General features: G+C 46.5%; 10 protein-coding genes. 4 read left to right on the top strand and 6 right to left on the bottom strand.

Translation table 11 applies throughout. The features are described from left to right. Positions 1-253 precede the first annotated feature (253 nt). The 3 genes from QUA70_RS08485 to QUA70_RS08475 all read right to left on the bottom strand — a co-directional run bounded on the left by QUA70_RS08485 (position 254) and on the right by QUA70_RS08475 (position 2,592). Positions 254-676, bottom strand: a complete 423-nt coding sequence (locus tag QUA70_RS08485; RefSeq protein ID WP_333348663.1) for a thioesterase family protein — start codon at positions 674-676, stop codon at positions 254-256. A 277-nt stretch (positions 677-953) separates the two neighbouring features. Next, entirely contained in the window at positions 954-2,036 is a 1,083-nt protein-coding gene (locus QUA70_RS08480) for an ATP-dependent 6-phosphofructokinase (RefSeq protein ID WP_333348665.1), read from the bottom strand. A 313-nt stretch (positions 2,037-2,349) separates the two neighbouring features. Then, positions 2,350-2,592: a hypothetical protein gene (locus QUA70_RS08475; protein WP_333140736.1), complete on the bottom strand. Its 243-nt coding sequence runs from the start codon at positions 2,590-2,592 to the stop codon at positions 2,350-2,352. A 137-nt stretch (positions 2,593-2,729) separates the two neighbouring features. Here QUA70_RS08475 and QUA70_RS08470 point away from each other — a divergent pair, with 137 nt between their 5' ends. From QUA70_RS08470 to QUA70_RS08460, 3 genes are all read left to right on the top strand, one after another. Next, a complete protein-coding gene (locus QUA70_RS08470; protein ID WP_006634121.1) occupies positions 2,730-3,236 on the top strand; it encodes a hypothetical protein in 507 nt (168 codons plus the stop codon). A 287-nt stretch (positions 3,237-3,523) separates the two neighbouring features. Next, entirely contained in the window at positions 3,524-4,342 is an 819-nt protein-coding gene (locus QUA70_RS08465) for an FkbM family methyltransferase (protein ID WP_333348667.1), read from the top strand. A 90-nt stretch (positions 4,343-4,432) separates the two neighbouring features. Next, positions 4,433-4,588 (top strand): hypothetical protein, encoded by a 156-nt coding sequence (locus QUA70_RS08460; protein WP_333410371.1) that lies wholly within the window; start codon positions 4,433-4,435, stop codon positions 4,586-4,588. Positions 4,589-4,800: 212 nt separating this feature from the next. On the opposite strand, the gene QUA70_RS08455 is transcribed toward QUA70_RS08460, so the two are convergent. Both QUA70_RS08455 and xylB read right to left on the bottom strand, forming a co-directional pair. Then, on the bottom strand, positions 4,801-6,381 hold the full coding sequence (locus QUA70_RS08455) for a glycosyltransferase (RefSeq protein ID WP_333348669.1): 1,581 nt from the start codon (positions 6,379-6,381) through the stop codon (positions 4,801-4,803). Positions 6,382-6,502: 121 nt separating this feature from the next. Next, positions 6,503-7,945: a xylulokinase gene (gene xylB / locus QUA70_RS08450; protein WP_333348671.1), complete on the bottom strand. Its 1,443-nt coding sequence runs from the start codon at positions 7,943-7,945 to the stop codon at positions 6,503-6,505. A gap of 501 nt (positions 7,946-8,446) precedes the next feature. Here xylB and QUA70_RS08445 point away from each other — a divergent pair. Next, positions 8,447-11,179: a GAF domain-containing protein gene (locus QUA70_RS08445; RefSeq protein ID WP_333348673.1), complete on the top strand. Its 2,733-nt coding sequence runs from the start codon at positions 8,447-8,449 to the stop codon at positions 11,177-11,179. Here QUA70_RS08445 and QUA70_RS08440 read toward each other — a convergent pair. Beyond that, entirely contained in the window at positions 11,176-16,362 is a 5,187-nt protein-coding gene (locus tag QUA70_RS08440) for a PAS domain S-box protein (protein ID WP_333348674.1), read from the bottom strand. The genes QUA70_RS08445 and QUA70_RS08440 overlap by 4 nt on opposite strands. Positions 16,363-16,579: the final 217 nt, after the last annotated feature.

The following is a 16,579-nucleotide window of genomic DNA, read 5'->3' as shown; positions in this document are numbered from 1 at the left end:
TAAGACTCAGATGTGCATATTTAAATAATGAGATTAAAATGGGTAGGTATGCTTAGTTAAAAAGCGGGATGCTCCCTCCGACTTTTTGCGATCGGGATTTGCGGCCCGCTGTACAATAAACCTTTTGCACTTCTACAAACGGGGAATAGAAGACTGAAGTGCTCACTACAAAAGGGGAATAGGGGACTCAAGTCCTCACTACAAACCCATAGATTTTTACAGGATTTTGCAAATATAATAGTTGATTTTTTCTCTATGTTGGTAATGCTTGAAACTGCGATTGAAAAATATCAATTATTTGTTTGGGTATTGCTCGCGGTCGCATGGTGGTAACTTCAACCCAAACCCAAAGCGCCTCGGCTTTTAACAATATTTCGTCATTTCCAGCTAAGCGAATTTCGTAGCGGCGGACGGCGCGCGGGCCGCGCATTTGTTCGATCCAAGTGGATATCTCCAATCGATCGCCTGCGGCAGCCGATCGCAAATAGTCAATCTCTATCCGCCGCATTACAAAAACTCCGCCCAATTCCCGGTAGCGATCGAGTGTAAATCCCAAGTGTTCTAAATGTTCGATCGCAGCGTGTTCTAAATAATGCTGGTAGACAGCATTATTTACGTGACCGAGGGCGTCCATTTCGTAATGGCGCACTCTAATTTGTGTAGTAAATGGTGTCAATTTCTCACCTTTCCACTTGTTGGGGTATTTTGTAGTTCCGAGTGCGATCGCACTCGGGGTCGATACTCGCTCGGAACTGATTGCAAGTTACACTAATCATAGTTGAAACGCCACTACTTCCAGGTTAATATTAGTCCTGGAAGCACGACAGGTGAGCACCTTGGTTTTTTAACTACAATACACGGGCTTAAAACCCTCAGTCTCGGTTGAAAAACCCGGTTTCTTGGTTCTGAGTGCGTCCCGGACTAAATCTTTGAGAAATCGGACGGGTAATTGTTTAATCTCCCAGACAAATGCCTAAACCACGGGCAGTTTTAACCAGAGTACCATCGAAGTCTACAGGTCTGTATTTGGCGATCGCATCTTCCAGCGGAACGCTCACAACTTCCCGCTTTTGCCAAGATACCATGCAGTCGTATTTCTCTTCGGCAATTAAATCAACTGCTGCGACGCCAAAAGCAGAAGCAATTAACCTTTCTAGCGATGAAGGAGTTCCTCCGCGTTGAATATGTCCCAAAACGGTGACGCGAGTTTCTGCACCGCTGCAGTCAGAAATTGTATCAGCTAAATACTGACCAATTCCGCCTAATCGACTTTGACCTAAGCGATTTGTGTGCATTACTAACTCGCCTTCTTCCGTGCGAACGGCCTCCGCTACTATAATTAAACAGTAGTTTTTTCCCCGGTCTAGGCGTTCTTGGATTTGGGCGCAGATATTGGAAATTTTGTAAGGGATTTCGGGAATCAGAATTATATCAGCTCCCCCAGAAATTCCGGCACTGATCGCAATATGTCCAGCGTCGCGTCCCATGACTTCAACAATCATGACGCGACTGTGACTTGCCGCAGTAAAATGCAAGCGATCGAGTGCTTCAGTGGCAATATTGACAGCAGTATCAAAACCGATGGAACGCTCGGTAATTCCGACATCATTATCAATAGTTTTAGGAATAGCAACTAAATTCAAATTACCTTGTTGAGCAATCTTCCTGAGAATGGCAAGACTACCGTCGCCACCAATGCCAATTAAGGCATCCAAACCTAGTTGATGATAGCCTTCGATAATGTCCTCAGCACGATCGCGTAGAGTCCCATCAGGCATCTGGAAAGCAAAAGGGTCGCCCTTATTTGTCGTGCCTAGCATCGTACCGCCAATGGTGAGCCACGAGTCTACTTTCTCAATATCCAACGGAATTGCTTGAGGGGGACGACTCATCAATCCGTTGGTGGCTTGACGAATCCCCATCACTTTCCAATTGTAAGTTCCCGTTGCGCGGTGGACAACGGCTCGAATAACTGCGTTTAAGCCTGCACAGTCACCTCCGCTGGTGAGGATACCGATACATTTTTGTTCTCCCATAATTAATGCCCGACTTTTGTTACTCCGAATATGAGTTGATATTTTTAGATCCCGATCGTCCAATTCTGATTTTCGACGTAAATAGGTAGGCGAAAATAAACTTTACTCTGTTACAGAATGTAAAGCTATCATAACTTTTGTGATTGTTTTCATAAGATATCGCTCCTTTGGGGAGCGTTTCACTCGTTTTTGACTACTTATGTATTTTCAAGCTTAATCGACCTAATTGAGTGCGTCATCTATGACGCATTCCACAAGTTCGATCGCCAACTAAGTAGCATCGCCAATCACCGTCTCCAACAAAACATCAATTTTACTTGGGATTGAGGCGTTTAGAAACTTGGTTAATTATACCGCTGAGAATAGCACCGCCCATAAGAATTCCGAGGGCGGGATTAAATACGGGCTGCCAGAGACTGTACCACAAATCAAAACCGAGATTCACGCCAGTGGATCGACCCGCTACTGCGATCACAAACCACCCAAAAATGGCAAAGACGAAAAACACATCAGCTACTAAAAACAAGTTGAGCAAGTTAAGAAATTTATCTTTCATTGTCGAGGGTTCCTTTTGAGTGTATATGTGTCAAGTTTTGGCAAGCGGTTGGTAATGGAGCGGATTGATAGCTGCAACTGGCGATCGAATAAAGATAAAATATCATTCAATTGTTTTCGCGCACAGGCTGTCAAAATATGGTTCGCTATACACTTCCTCAAAGCCCCGAAATTATTTTAACTGTCAAGGGGAAAGATTCAGCCAAAGCCCGCGAAGAAGCGATGGATCGGCTGATGGATCTCATGGATGAGGGCAAGCTGCCTACGGAACTCGTGGAGGGATTTGGGCCCAAGCAGTTTGTTGAAGTTAAGGATATCGAAGATGCTGCGTCTGAAGGCGAGGACGCGATTACTGAAGCCGTGCAGATTTTGAGCAATTTGGCAAGTCTCAAATTGAAAGTGATGGAATCCCGCGAAGAAGCACTCAAAATCCGGGCGGCGATCGACATTTTGTTTACAGATGAGGCTGTGACGGCCGAGGAAATTGGTCGTTTGAAAGATGGTTTCAAGGTTCTCAAAAACTTTGCTCAAGCTAACGTCCGCTATCGAGAAGCTAGAAGTAAAGCCGAAGAAGCGCGGGCAATTCTCGACGAAGCTTTGCAATCTGTCGAACCCGAAAACAAGGCGCAGAAGTCGGCTAAATAGTAGCAGCTTGCATTGAAACTCACATCTTGCACCATTCTCAAGAACAGGCTTTCCGGCCTGTTCCACAAGAAAATGTACTATATATTGTGGAACAGGCATCTTGCCTGTTCATAAAAAGCTTATTGAGAATGGTGCAACATCTCAGTTGAAACCTATTTCTGTCATTGCGATCCGAAGGGAAGCAATCGCCGAGGTTTGCGATTTCTTCGTTTCTTTATTCGGACATACAATAACTCTGCTGCAAGACATAATATTAATTATATCCACATTGAAATCTGGAAAAAATTGTGAGCCAACAACAAACAGGAACTCTCAGGAACTCGATGTCAGGCAGCTTGCTGCTGGCTAAACAGTTAGGTTTTGAACCAAAAACTGTGATTGATGTCGGTGCAGCTTTGGGAACTTTTAACCTTTACGAAACTTTCCCAGATTCGCGACATTTGCTAATTGAGCCGATCGCCGAAAATGAACCTTATCTCGCCAAAATCTGCCGCAAGCTCAAAAGTGCAGAATACATTATTGCAGCAGCGACCAAAGAATCGGGAGTTTTCACCCTCAACGTCAGTCCCGGTATGGTGCATTCTTCACTTTCTGAAAATCGCGTTACTGACAGCAGTAATCCTTATTTGAGAAACATACCAGCAATTACTCTGGATGAAATATGCAAGGAAAGAAATTTGCCAGGCCCGTATTTAATTAAAGTTGATGTAGACGGACAGGAATTAGATGTTTTAGCAGGAGCAACTGAGATTTTGCAGCAGACTGAATATGTAATTGTAGAAGTTACTTTGTTCGGTCAGATGTATGATGTAATGAGTTTTATGAAGTCCCAAGGATTCGCAGCTTACGATATTGTTGATTTGTCATATCGCCCCACAGATCAGGCTTTGTGGCAAGTGGACATGGCTTTTGTTAAGGAATCCGGTCACTTCAGAAGAGAGAGGGGTTTCGCGACAGGAGAGCAGGATATCGAAGCACTTAACTCGCATCTCAAAGCTTATCGGGAAAGTTTCATCAAACACATTGACACTCATTACAGCGACCCAGTAGAGCCGGAACCACAGGTCAGTCAAGCTGTTGTGGGCGAAGATTATGTCATCATTTAACTCAAGTTGCTTCTATTTGATACTAAATCCGGGTCACACTTCGCACGCTTATTTAATTAATCCTCAACATCTAAAAAACAGGTTTTCTAAATGCTGCTATTGCCGTCTCTAAGCTTGCAATCTGCTGTAAATTGGCTTTCATTGGATATCAGAAAGTGGGAATTCCCTAATGCGGGCCTCACCCTGATAGAAACATCAATGCAGCTAAAAACATTAGAGATCAAGGTTTACGAATTTGAGGCGTAGGGCATACCTCCGTAGCTTCTGGAGCTAGAGTAAGACCAAGTAAAGGCACTGCTTTTACTTGGCATCAAGCTGTGAAGGAAGAATTCCCCGTCAAGCTACCTGTGACGGGGGAGTGTCAACTACCACCATTAATCCCAAGGCGCTTTTGTTGTGAATCGTTGAGTTGCTGGCAGTCGAAGCTGTCAACGATCAACCCATAGAGGCTCTCAATTCTAGTTCTTTAGCCCAAGGTATTGCTGCCAAAATATAGTAGATGTCATTTCCTTTGAAGCACTTTTCCATTGTGTACTTACGGATGACCATTCATTAATACCTTCAGCAGCAACTTTAAACCACCTAGTCAAAAGGTTAGTACCAGCTAATTTATCTACCTCATTTTGGTTATTATAGCTTTTACTAAGCTTTACAATGCTCATGTGAAAGGTTTCTGGATCACAGTTTTTGATAAAATCTGGACCTTTTAAATAGTCTTCAAAAGATTTTACAACCATCTCTACATGATTATAATCAAATTTTGCTAAAGCCTGAAGTATTACTTTTGTCAAATGCTCAACTGCATCCATATATTCTGGAGAATAATGGATGGAATAAGCTATTAAATCATTGCGGATATAATAATAATTTTCCCAATTTACATTCTTGGCCGAAGCTGGTTGATGCCACACCGCCAGTGATGGAAAAGCTACAATGTTATTGCCCAACTCTTTTATTCTTAAACCAAACTCTACATCATCTATTTTGATAAATAAAGGCAGCGGTAATTGAGTTTGTTCAACAAGTTCCTTAGAAAAAGAGAAAAACCAAAATCCGCCATAGTCTACATCTTCTTCCTTGAGCAACCTGTTGAGAGAATTAGAATCTCGTAAATCGATATTATAATTTAAAGCAATTAATGCCCCAGGCCCAAATCCTCTATTTTTAGAATAGGCGTTGTACGATGCTCCTGCTTCATACAACATATGCTTTTTTTCTAAATTTAGCAGTCCACCCGCTACAGCAAAATCAGAATTGGCGTATTCATACAAAGGAAATAATTTATAAATACATTCACTTTCTAACTCTATATCATCATCCATGAGCAAAAAATGAGAATATTTTTTTTCCTCTAAAGCTTCGACCAACCCTCTGGTAAAGCCCCCGCTTCCACCAGCATTTATATTAGGAACTAGCCTCAGTTTTTCCTTTCCGAAATCAGCTTCATCTAAAGTTCTACCATTATCAACCACGAATACTTTAAAGTCCTTGGTTTCTAGTAATTCATCTTGAAAAATTGCATTTAAAGTATTTTGTATAAAGTCCTCTTTTTTAAAGGTGCAAATTACAATCCCCAAGGAGGCTTCTCTAGTTTTACTTTGATCAGTTGCTATCCATGCCCCTTTAAATTCACCATGTTCACTAGAACAAGTTATTTCAAAATATATTCTGCCCGCTTTTTTGCCTTGAAGGAGATTTATTGGTGAGATTTTTACAGGATCAGAGAATTGACATTTCTCAAAGCTTTCTTCAGAAATAATTTCTTTATTTTTTTGTCCATCAAATTCTCGGTAAACAGAAACTTTAAAATCGCCTTCAAGTTTCAGCAAGTAGTAGATAGAGCTAAGAGTTGTATATTGAGTATAAAATCTCTCGTAAAACGAATTAAAGTAAGAATTTGAGGAGACAACACCACCCTGAGATAAAACAACTTTTTTGTCATCTTCCTGGTAGTTTATAGATGCAGATTCATTACACCGTATATATACATCCGCGCTTTCGGCTGATTTTGGTAGCTTAATTCCAGCTAATATATTCATGTAATATCTACCTCTTCTTGTAGTAAACTTAGTTATTTTATTTGACTGATGTTAAACAGTCTTAGCTTAAGAGTAATTTGTGGATAGGTTCTAGTACCTCCTCCTTTAGGCATAACTCCTATCACATTTTTTTAAGTCGTGGATAAAGGGATTGATATCGAAACCAAGCCTCTTCTAGGGTTGGATCAACTGATTGGGGAGTGGCAGCAAGCATTGGTGTGGGTGCCAGTTTGATGGTGTCATTAGCATCTGCGTATACGCCAATTCCGATACCCGCCAGTAGAGCAGCACCACGTCCAGAAGCCGCAGCAACTGTAGTTGAATAGAGGGGTATTCTCAATACATCGGTCAGTAATTGTTTCCAAGGCATTTCTGCTGTTCCACCGCCTGCTAAACGCAGTTCTGTCGCTTTAAAACCTGTTGCTTCAAGTGCCTCAAAACCTTGTCGTAAGGCAAAAGCAACTCCCTCTAAAGCTGCCCTCATCAGGTGCGCCTGTGTGTGATGCAGTCCAAGCCCCACCCATGCCCCGCGTATATAAGGGTCAAGGTGTGGAGTTCGCTCACCCGTGAGGTATGGCAAAAAGGTCAACCCTTCACATCCTGGGGGAACAGAAAACGCTTTAGTATAGACTTCCTGCCAGCTCAAGCCGAGGATACCTCGCACCCACTCAAGCGCTAACCCGGCATTTTGCATTGCTGCAAGGGCGTACCACTGGTTAGGTACGGCGGCTCGATAGAGATGTGTACGACCATGACGATCGATAATTGGTTGCGATCGAGGTGTAATGATTTGAGCGCCTGTGCCGATGGTGAGTTGAACCAAACCAGGCTCTAGTAGTCCGTTACCAAGTGCCGCCGCTGCTGTATCCGCCGCACCAGCAATAACGGGTAAGCCAACTCTTAAGCCAAGATGCTCTGAAGCAACAGTTGTTAGATAACCTGCGATCGCACTAGAGGCGATAATTTTTGGTAACCAATCACCACGTAGATTCAGCGCTGAGACTGCATCCTCTGCCCAGTTGTCCGACACAACATCGTAAAGCAAAGTACCACTAGCATCAGATGGTTCGGTTGCGACTTCTCCAGTCATCCGTAACCGCAGCCAATCTTTGGGCTGGAGTGCCCAACGCGCTTCGGTGTACACAGTAGCCTCGTGTTCTCGTAGCCACAACAACGTGGGGCCGGCCATTCCAGCCGTAATCGGGTTGCCCAAGCGCTCTAGAATAGCGGCATCGAGCGAATGATAAGTGTTAAGCGTGGCACTAGAGCGAGTATCTGCCCAGAGGATAGCAGGGCGCAGAGGCTGACCCGACTCATCTGCTAGGACAACACCGTGCATTTGTCCTGAAAGTCCGATCGCCTGTACCTCTTCAGCGTGATTTCCCACTGCCTTCCTAACAGCCGAGGCAACAGCTAACCACCAATCCGCAGGTTCCGACTCAGCCCATCCAGGTTGGGGTGCATGAACCGGATAGGAGCTTGATGCTTCACCCATTGCCGTTCCGTCTGTCGCTAGGAGCAATGCCTTAACAGAGCCTGTTCCTAAATCTATGCCAAGCAGCATTAGGCTCGTCCTCAAGAAGTGACATCCTCCCACACTACTATAGTCAAAACATATGTTTGATAATTAACCTGAAATCTTGGTACTAAGGTAGCTGAAGCTTAACTCTTTAGATGCACATCAGCTTAGAAACACCCCCGGCATTGTGAACCCACTTCTCCTGCAAGGTAGATAAATATATCCCCCTAATGACAGACAATTAGATATAGCAAATGTTATATCTTCCTGAATTTGTCTAATTCCTCCTCGAACTCTCGTGCTTCAAGAGGCGAGCGCGCTTAAGCAATCAGACGTTACAAACCCTGATTGATGCCTGTGCGGTCGCCATTGCTTTCGCCGCAGGCTTTCAACAGCATATTTCTAAACCTGTAGGGGCAGAAGACCTGATTCAGGCGATAACTTCGTTAAGCGCTGCTAACGCTGCCTTGGTCAGGCATCTCAGAATAACGCAACCTCATTCCCCTTACATTTCCAGTTCTCTACTCGCCCGTTGACTCAAAACCAATGACTGAAACTTCGCCTACATCCATTGCAATAACCGCCCCTTTGCCTGCAAATGAGGTGGAACGATTAGAGGCACTGCGGCGATACAAGATTCTTGATACTCCAACTGAAGCGGCATTCGATCGCATTACGTCACTGGCGGCTCGTCTGTTTGATATGCCAATCGCCCTAGTCTCTCTGGTGGACAAATCGAGAGCTTGGTTCAAGTCCTGCTACGGCTTTGAGCTACGGGAAGTGGAGCGAGAAGCTACAATTTGCAGCTTGGCGCTGTTATATGACGATGTTCTAGTCATTCCCGACACCAGGCAAGACAAGCGCCTCACCTGTAATCCATTCGTACAAAATGAACCAGGTCTGCGGTTTTATGCGGGTGCACCGTTGCTCACCCAAGATGGCTTTAACCTCGGCACGCTTTGTTTGTTAGATATGAAACCGCGTAATGCCTTAACTGATGAGCAAAAAGCGACTTTGGCAGATTTGGCGGCAGTGGTTGTGGACGAATTAGAGCTACGGCTAGCAGCGCATAAAATTGCTCAACTGGATGCGGCTCTACTAGAGGTGACGCAGGGCGTTTCTACGGTGACGGGTGAGGCATTTTTTCCGGCTCTGGTACAACACTTCACAAAGGCACTGGGAAGCGATTATACCTATATTGGTTTGCTCACTGGAGACGACAATGAAGCGATTACAACAATCGCGGCTTGTGCCCAAGGTCAAATTATCGACAACTTTGAATATCTGTTGCAGGACACACCTTGCCGAGAAGTCATTCGACAACAAAAAATGTGTTGCTACCCCCGTGGTGTGCAAGCGTTATTTCCCAAAGCTCCCCTTCTAGAACCCTTGAACGTGGAAAGCTATGTGGCAATTCCGTTCTTTGACTCGGCAGGCAAACCATTAGGGTTGCTGGGCGTGATGGACGGCAAGCCGTTGGAAAATGTTCAGCTTGCAGAATCCCTGCTGACAATTTTTGCCATACGGGTTGCCACTGAACTGGAGCGGCAGCAGGCCGAGGAGATGCGAATACAAACGCTGATCAAAGAGCAGCAGTACAGCCGCCAACTGCATGGATTGACGCAGGCAGCCTTAGCAATCAACGCAACCCTTTCTGTTGAACAAGTGCTGCAAGTGATTACCGAGCAGGCATATCAAATCATTGGCACTCACCAGTCGGTCACAAGCCTGTCAATCGATCAAAACTGGGCACAGGCAATTAATGCTGTTTACTTGTCCGACAAGTATGCCCAGTGGCAAGACTATAACGACCAGCCGGATGGATCTGGAATCTATGCCTGTGTCTGTCATTTCAACCGATCCATGCGAATGACCCAGGTAGAACTGGAAGCTCACCCCAAGTGGAAAGGGTTTGGCGAGGCAGCAGACAGGCATCCCCCCATGCGCGGCTGGTTGGTTGCTCCTCTCGTGGGGCGAGACGGGCGTAACATTGGGTTAATCCAGCTATCCGATAAGTACGAAGGTGAGTTTACAGAAGAAGACGAAGCGATTCTGGTGCAACTAGCACAAATGGCATCGGTGGCTGTTGAAAACACTCGGCTGTATGAAGCCCAACAGCTTGCCCGCACACAGGCAGAGTCAGCGAACCGGATTAAGGATGAGTTTTTAGCCGTGTTGTCCCATGAGTTGCGATCGCCCCTCAATCCGATTCTGGGCTGGACAAGGCTCCTTCGCGAGCGCAAGCTGGATGAAAAAGCCACAGATCGTGCCCTAGCAACGATCGAGCGCAACGCTAAATTGCAAACGCAACTGATAGAAGATTTGCTCGATGTCTCTCGAATTCTTCAAGGAAAGTTGAGCCTCAATGTCTGTCCCGTTAATTTGCCATCCATCATTAAAGCGGCAATGGAAACAGTCCGTCTGGCAGCAGAGGCAAAGTCAATTGAAATTCAGATGCGATTTGAACCGGGTATCGGCCAAGTTTCCGGTGATTCAACCCGCTTACAACAAGTGGTGTGGAATCTGCTATCCAACGCGGTTAAGTTCACCCCAATTGGGGGACAGATAGAAATCACATTAGAGCAAATCGGGTCTGAGGCACAAATTCAGGTGAGTGACACCGGCAAGGGAATTTCTCCAGACTTTTTGCCCCATGTGTTTGAGTATTTCCGACAAGCGGATAGCACTACAACCCGCAAGTTTGGGGGATTAGGGTTAGGGTTGGCGATCGTGCGTCAGCTCGTCGAGTTGCACGGAGGAACTGTTGCAGTAGACAGTCCGGGAGAGGGACAAGGGGCGATTTTTACCGTCAGACTGCCGTTGAGAAGGGAAAGTGCCACGCCGAACAATGAAACAGCTACGACTAACTCTCGCACAACTGTTTCTGACACTTTACCCCTTGCAAACATCCGGGTTTTGATTGTCGATGATGACGCAGACTCGCGTGATTTTCTCGCTTTTGTCTTGGAACAAGCAGGTGCAGAAGTGACGGCAGCAGCGTCTGCAAGCGCTGCATTACAAATACTGAGCCAATCAAAGCAAGATATTCTAATCAGTGACATCGGGATGCCGGAGATGGACGGCTATATGTTCATGCGTCAGGTGCGATCGCTGGAATCAGAACAAGAAAATAATATTCCTGCGATCGCACTAACTGCCTATGCTGGAGAGATGAATCAGCAACAGGCACTTGCCGCAGGTTTTCAACGGCACATCACCAAACCTGTAGCCCCAGAAACACTGGTTCAAGAGATCGAGAACATGGTTAGCTGTATTTAACTGGCCGATCTCAGCAAACGCGCGATCGCTTTTACCAATTCATCAGGTTCAACAGGCTTGGAGATATGCATCTGAAATCCGGCAGCTAGGGCTTGCTGCTGATTGATCTCTCCAGCATAGGCAGTAAGTGCGATCGCTGGAATCGTGCCTCCCTGTTCAGGTGACCACTTTCTAATGTGCCGAATCAGGGCATAACCATCCATCTGGGGCATCCCAATGTCACATAACAGCAGATCGGGGACAGATTGATTCAGGAGGGTCAAGACCTGTGCAGCCGAAGCGGCTGTGGCAACTTGTGCGCCAGATTGCATTAGGGTGAATGCTGCCAACTCCCGCATATCTGCATCGTCGTCCACAACCAAGATTTGAATACCTGCTAAGTCTGCCGCACTTTCTGGGTGCCTGTCATCAGAAGAGGGTTCCGGCTCTACGATGTTTAACGGTAGCCGGATGGTAAATGTAGCCCCTAAGTTCTGTCCTAAGCTGTCTGCTTGAACGGTTCCTCCGTGCAGTTCGGTAAAATGACGGACGATCGCTAGTCCCAATCCCAAGCCGCCGAATTGTCGGGTTATGGTGCCATCTTCTTGACGGAAATAGTCAAACACATGAGGTAAGAAGTCTGGTGTGATGCCTTTTCCCGTATCTTTAACTTGAATCTGAGCATACATACCAACCTGCTCTAGTTGCACCTCGATTCGTCCTCCGGTTGGGGTGAACTTCACAGCATTGGAGAGGAGGTTCCAGACTACTTGTTGGAGGCGATTGGTATCGCCTGAAACCGTTCCTGAAATAGGATTAAATGTGGTCTGGATTTGAATGTGTTTGGCTTCGGCTGCCAGTCGTACCGTTTCCCGTGCAGCCTCAATCATTGCCGCTAGATTCACAGGAGCGACGTTTAACGTCATTTTTCCTTGCAGAATGCGCGAGACATCCAACAAGTCCTCAATTAATTGGGCTTGCAGCTTGGCGTTACGTTCGATCGTTTCCAGGGCTTGCTGCGTTTTTGTGCCATCTAATCGCCCAGTTCGTAGCAATTTTGTCCAGCCCAGAATCGGATTGAGGGGCGATCGCAACTCGTGGGACAACACCGCCAAGAATTCGTCTTTAATGCGGTTAGCGGCTTCTGCTTTGGCGCGATCGCGTTGAGCCTGCCGATATAACTGAGCATTGTCGATCGCCAAAGAAGCACGACGAGCCAGTTCCTCTGCTAGTTGCAAATCTGCTGAGGTATACCGTCGTCCAGATTCGGCTGAGATAAAGGAAATGGCCCCTAGAATTCGTGCCTGAGTTCGTAGTGGCACCGTCATTACGGATCTGAATCCAACCTGCCGCAGAATCTCTAAATGCTCTGAATCACGCGCTGCCTGTACCAACAGTTCATCGGGAATCTCCGGCACTAAATCAGGTTGTCCAGTTCGCAATGTGTATGCAGCACCGCGAGGGTCATCCGGGTTCATAGGATACTTATCTCTAATCTGATGTGCCCATTCCAGTTTGGCAGGGTTAATGTGAGCAACCGCAATCTGCTCGATCGCACCATCCTCTTCTATCATGTGAACCGTACACCAGTCCGCTAATTTCGGCACTGTAAGCTGCGCGACTCGCTCTAGAGTCGTTTGATAATCGAGTGAGGATGCAAGCACCGCACTTGCCTCAGACAGAAAGCGTTGGGCAAGCTCTAACCTGACGCGTTCAGTCACATCGACTACATAAACTAAAACCCCTTCAACCTGACCATTTGAGTTAACAGTCGGAAGATAGTAAACGTTGTAGTAACCGGGATGGCGATCGCTGCGTCCGGGAACATTCACCGCAAAGTTTGGTGAAATGAAGGGATTCCCTGTGGTGTAGATCTGATGAAAGACTTCAACTACTTGGGGATCGAATTGACCAAAAAGTTCTGGAATGGAATGTCCTAAGTGTTGTTCTCGGGTTAATCCATTAATTTCTGCTAAGGCTTCGTTGATGGCAATAAATCGCTGCTTTTCATCTAACAGGGCAAGTCCAACCGGAGACGTGTCAAAAATAGTTGCCAGTTGGTGCTGTGCGGCTTCTGCCTGAGAACGGGCAAGGCGCTCGCGTTCTAACAGTTGTTCTCGTTCTTGTTCTGCTTGCTTGCGCTCCGTCACATCCAGTACCAGCGATAACACCGAAATCATCCGTCCCGATTCGTCCCTGAGACTGGAGTTATACCACTGGCAATGCACAATGTTGCCATCTTTCGTATAGTTGCGGTTGTAGGAACAAATATGAGGTTCTTCACCATAGGTCAGCCGTTGGCAGACTTCAGTCACCGGTTCGAGGTCTTCCTCAAAGACAAAAGGTATCTCTGTTAAAGATTTGCCGATTATTTCTTCGGCTTTCCAGCCCAAAATGCGCTCTGCACCAGCAGACCACCGAATGACTCGAAAGTCTCGATCCCATTCAACGACTGCCATTGGAGAGTTTTCAACATGAAAGTTGAGCTTTTGTAGGGCTTGACGCAACGCCTCTTCTGCTTGCTTGCGCTCTGTGATATCAATGACAACTCCGATCGAGTGCTTGGGCTTTCCCTGAACATCATAAGTAAACTTTCCTCTCGCTTCCACCCAGTGAACCGAGCCATCTGACCAACGTAGGCGATATTCATGGTGATACTCTTTCTTTTCAGCTATGGCTTGCTGAAATTTCGCCTCAGCTTCTGCTAGGTCATCGGGATGAACCCGACTTGCCCAAACCTTATAGCCCGGTTCGCACTCATTCGGTTTTAGCCCTAGTATCGTGAAGTGTCCTTCTGACCAAAGCAATGCCTCGGTCTGCATGTCCCAATCCCACGTTCCCATACGTCCAACCTTCAGAGCGAGTTGCAGATGAGCTTCACTTTCTCGCAATTGCTCTTCTGAGCGCGATCGCTCCACGGCTAGCCAGGTTTTTTGAGCAATTCGCTCCATTAGCACCACATCTTCCTCCGTCCAGCACCGGACACAGACATGGTGCAACACCAACAATGCAACAAATCGCCCTTCTTTCACTAAGGGAACACACAGGAGAGATTTGGTTTGAATTGCGTCAAAGGCAGCCGCCCCAACTCCGGCAGTCCGAGGATCGCGATCGACATCATCTATGACAATAGTTTTGCCCTGCTTTAATTCAGCAATGAGTTCAGGGCCAAAGGAATTCATGTGATGGCTACCGACGATGCTGATTACACCATTGCAATAGTCGCGATCGACAATGACATCTTCCTGAATAGAATCAATTTCACCGTATGTACAGCGAGTAACTTGGAAGTGTTGCCCTGTGGAACAAACCACTTGCCACATAATTTCCTTGGGGTCTTGAATGGCACGAATCGCATCATTCAATTCGATCAGAAATTGCTGCTGTCTCTCCTTGTGCTGAAGTTCTGCCAGTAATTCCTCAATCTGTTGCCTTGCCCGCACCTGGGCTGTCACTTCAATGTTATAAATCAAGACGCCCTGAATGGTTCCCTCAGCATCCCGCCAAGCCGGAAAGATACAGTTGAAAAATCCCTCTTCCAACACACCATCACCATTGCGATCCCAGTAAGCAGGCGATTCATTCCGAATAAATGTTTCTCCCGTCCGGTAAACGCGCTCAAGGGCATCAAAGTAAATTTGCCGCTCTAGCTCTGGGAAAACCTCCCGCATTGATTTCCCGATCATGTCTGGAGTGCGCCCAGTCCCTTGCAGATAGCTTGGATTGGCAAATTCATACACCAGATCGGAACCTTTAACAATGCCAATCATGGCAGGGAACTGCATCAGGATTTCATACAACCGCTTGCGTTCGCTTTCTGCTTCGAGTCGGGCAGTTTGTTCTCGTTTTAAAAGGCGATCGCGTTCTGCTTCTATCTGTTTGCGCTCTGTAATATCAACGGAAACGCCAATCATGCGAACTCTTCGCGCAGTCGCATCGAGATAAACTTGTCCCTGGCTGTTGAGCCAGTGCGTAATGCCGTGTGGATCGATCACTCGGTACTCCTGCCTGTAGGGCTGTTCTTCAGCAATTGCCCCTTGGACTGCTTGAATCACCCGTTGTTGATCGTCTGGATGAATGAGTGCAAAAAAGTCTTCTCCCGTACCTTCGTGAAGACCCCAAACATCTAGAGCCTTGGCAGAACACACCACCTGATTGCTCTGCAAATCCATATCCCAGACAACCATCTGAGCCGCCGTCAATGCCAATCGCAGGCGTTCTTCGCTCTCTCGTAATGCCTGTTCAACCTGTTTGTAATCCGTCACGTCTTGGAAGACAACAACGGCTGCAACAATCTGCCCCTGGTTATCTAAAATTGGTGCTGAGTTGATGTTAATGAAAATGCGCTTACCATCATCTCGATGAACTTCCATCTCTTCGTTGGTAACAACCTCTCCTGTTTTTAGCGATCGCGCCAGTGGATACTCATTAGGCGCATATATCTGACCATCTGAGCGAAAGCATTCAAAGCGAGCAATGGGTACATATTCCTCAAGCTCAAGCAATTGTTCATACCGATACCCAACAATTTGCTTGGTTTGTTCGTTCGCCAGAACTAACTTACCGGATGCCGCATCGGCAATCATTACTCCAGCAGGCATTTGTTGTAAAACGGCTTCAAAGCGGGTGCGTTCAATTTCCAGCTCGTGCAACAACCGTTCTCGTTCTGCTTCCGCTTGCTTGCGATCGCTTACATCCCGAAAATAGACCGCTACCCCTGCCGTCGAGGGATAAGCATTGGCCTCTATCCAACGCTGAACTGATTCCCCAAATTCTTCCCAGGAAACAGGAACTTGTTCCGTCACTGCCCGATGGAGTGCTTGATAGGGAATTGCACCGACCAGCTCAGGAAAAACCTCATTCCAAACGTGTTTTCCTAGTAGCTGTTCTGGCGTTTTATGCAGGATTTTAGCCGCCGCCCGATTCACGTAGGTGTAGCGCCAGTCGCGATCAAAGGCGACAAAAGCATCCGTAATGCTTTCAAGAATCGTTGCTACCTTGCTCTCAGTTTCTTGGGCAGAGAACAACGGTTCGCCTTCAAGAGTGCGGGCAAAGCGTTCAATGAGTTCAGAGCGAGAAATTCCTCGCCTGTGAGCCTCTTTATCGAGCGATCGCCATGCTGTATTAGTCAGAGATACGCTCACTCGTTGTTTCGTCTCCAAGTTCCAATTGCTAACAAACTTGCCTCTGGCGTCGCGCTTCATGAAGATTCATCCGTAGGCATACACGGTCTTCTCCATTGAACCTGAGTTACTCACTGAGGAGAATCCGCCTTAAGATAGATGCTTTTGCCAGAGGGAAGATACGAAAGTATGACCTCAATAAATACTGCGCTGTACTGGCTGCTGAATTTCCCTTTGCACTCGTAGACATAGAGCTGGGCTAGACGGGAGAACCCCACGGCTTTAACGTAGTGCAGCC

Source organism: Microcoleus sp. LAD1_D5 (assembly GCF_036702115.1).
GTDB lineage: Bacteria > Cyanobacteriota > Cyanobacteriia > Cyanobacteriales > Microcoleaceae > Microcoleus.
The sequence above is the reverse complement of the archived record's forward strand: the minus strand, read 5'-3'. Positions and strand labels throughout refer to the sequence as shown.

Excerpts from the sequence above, each read along its gene's own strand:
- QUA70_RS08470 (WP_006634121.1), top strand. The coding sequence starts at position 2,730 with ATGGTTCGCTATACACTTCCTCAAAGCCCCGAAATTATTTTAACTGTC.
- QUA70_RS08460 (WP_333410371.1), top strand. The coding sequence starts at position 4,433 with ATGCTGCTATTGCCGTCTCTAAGCTTGCAATCTGCTGTAAATTGGCTT.
- QUA70_RS08480 (WP_333348665.1), bottom strand. The coding sequence starts at position 2,036 with ATGGGAGAACAAAAATGTATCGGTATCCTCACCAGCGGAGGTGACTGT.
- QUA70_RS08445 (WP_333348673.1), top strand. The coding sequence starts at position 8,447 with ATGACTGAAACTTCGCCTACATCCATTGCAATAACCGCCCCTTTGCCT.
- xylB (WP_333348671.1), bottom strand. The coding sequence starts at position 7,945 with ATGCTGCTTGGCATAGATTTAGGAACAGGCTCTGTTAAGGCATTGCTC.
- QUA70_RS08455 (WP_333348669.1), bottom strand. The coding sequence starts at position 6,381 with ATGAATATATTAGCTGGAATTAAGCTACCAAAATCAGCCGAAAGCGCG.
- QUA70_RS08440 (WP_333348674.1), bottom strand. The coding sequence starts at position 16,362 with ATGAAGCGCGACGCCAGAGGCAAGTTTGTTAGCAATTGGAACTTGGAG.
- QUA70_RS08475 (WP_333140736.1), bottom strand. The coding sequence starts at position 2,592 with ATGAAAGATAAATTTCTTAACTTGCTCAACTTGTTTTTAGTAGCTGAT.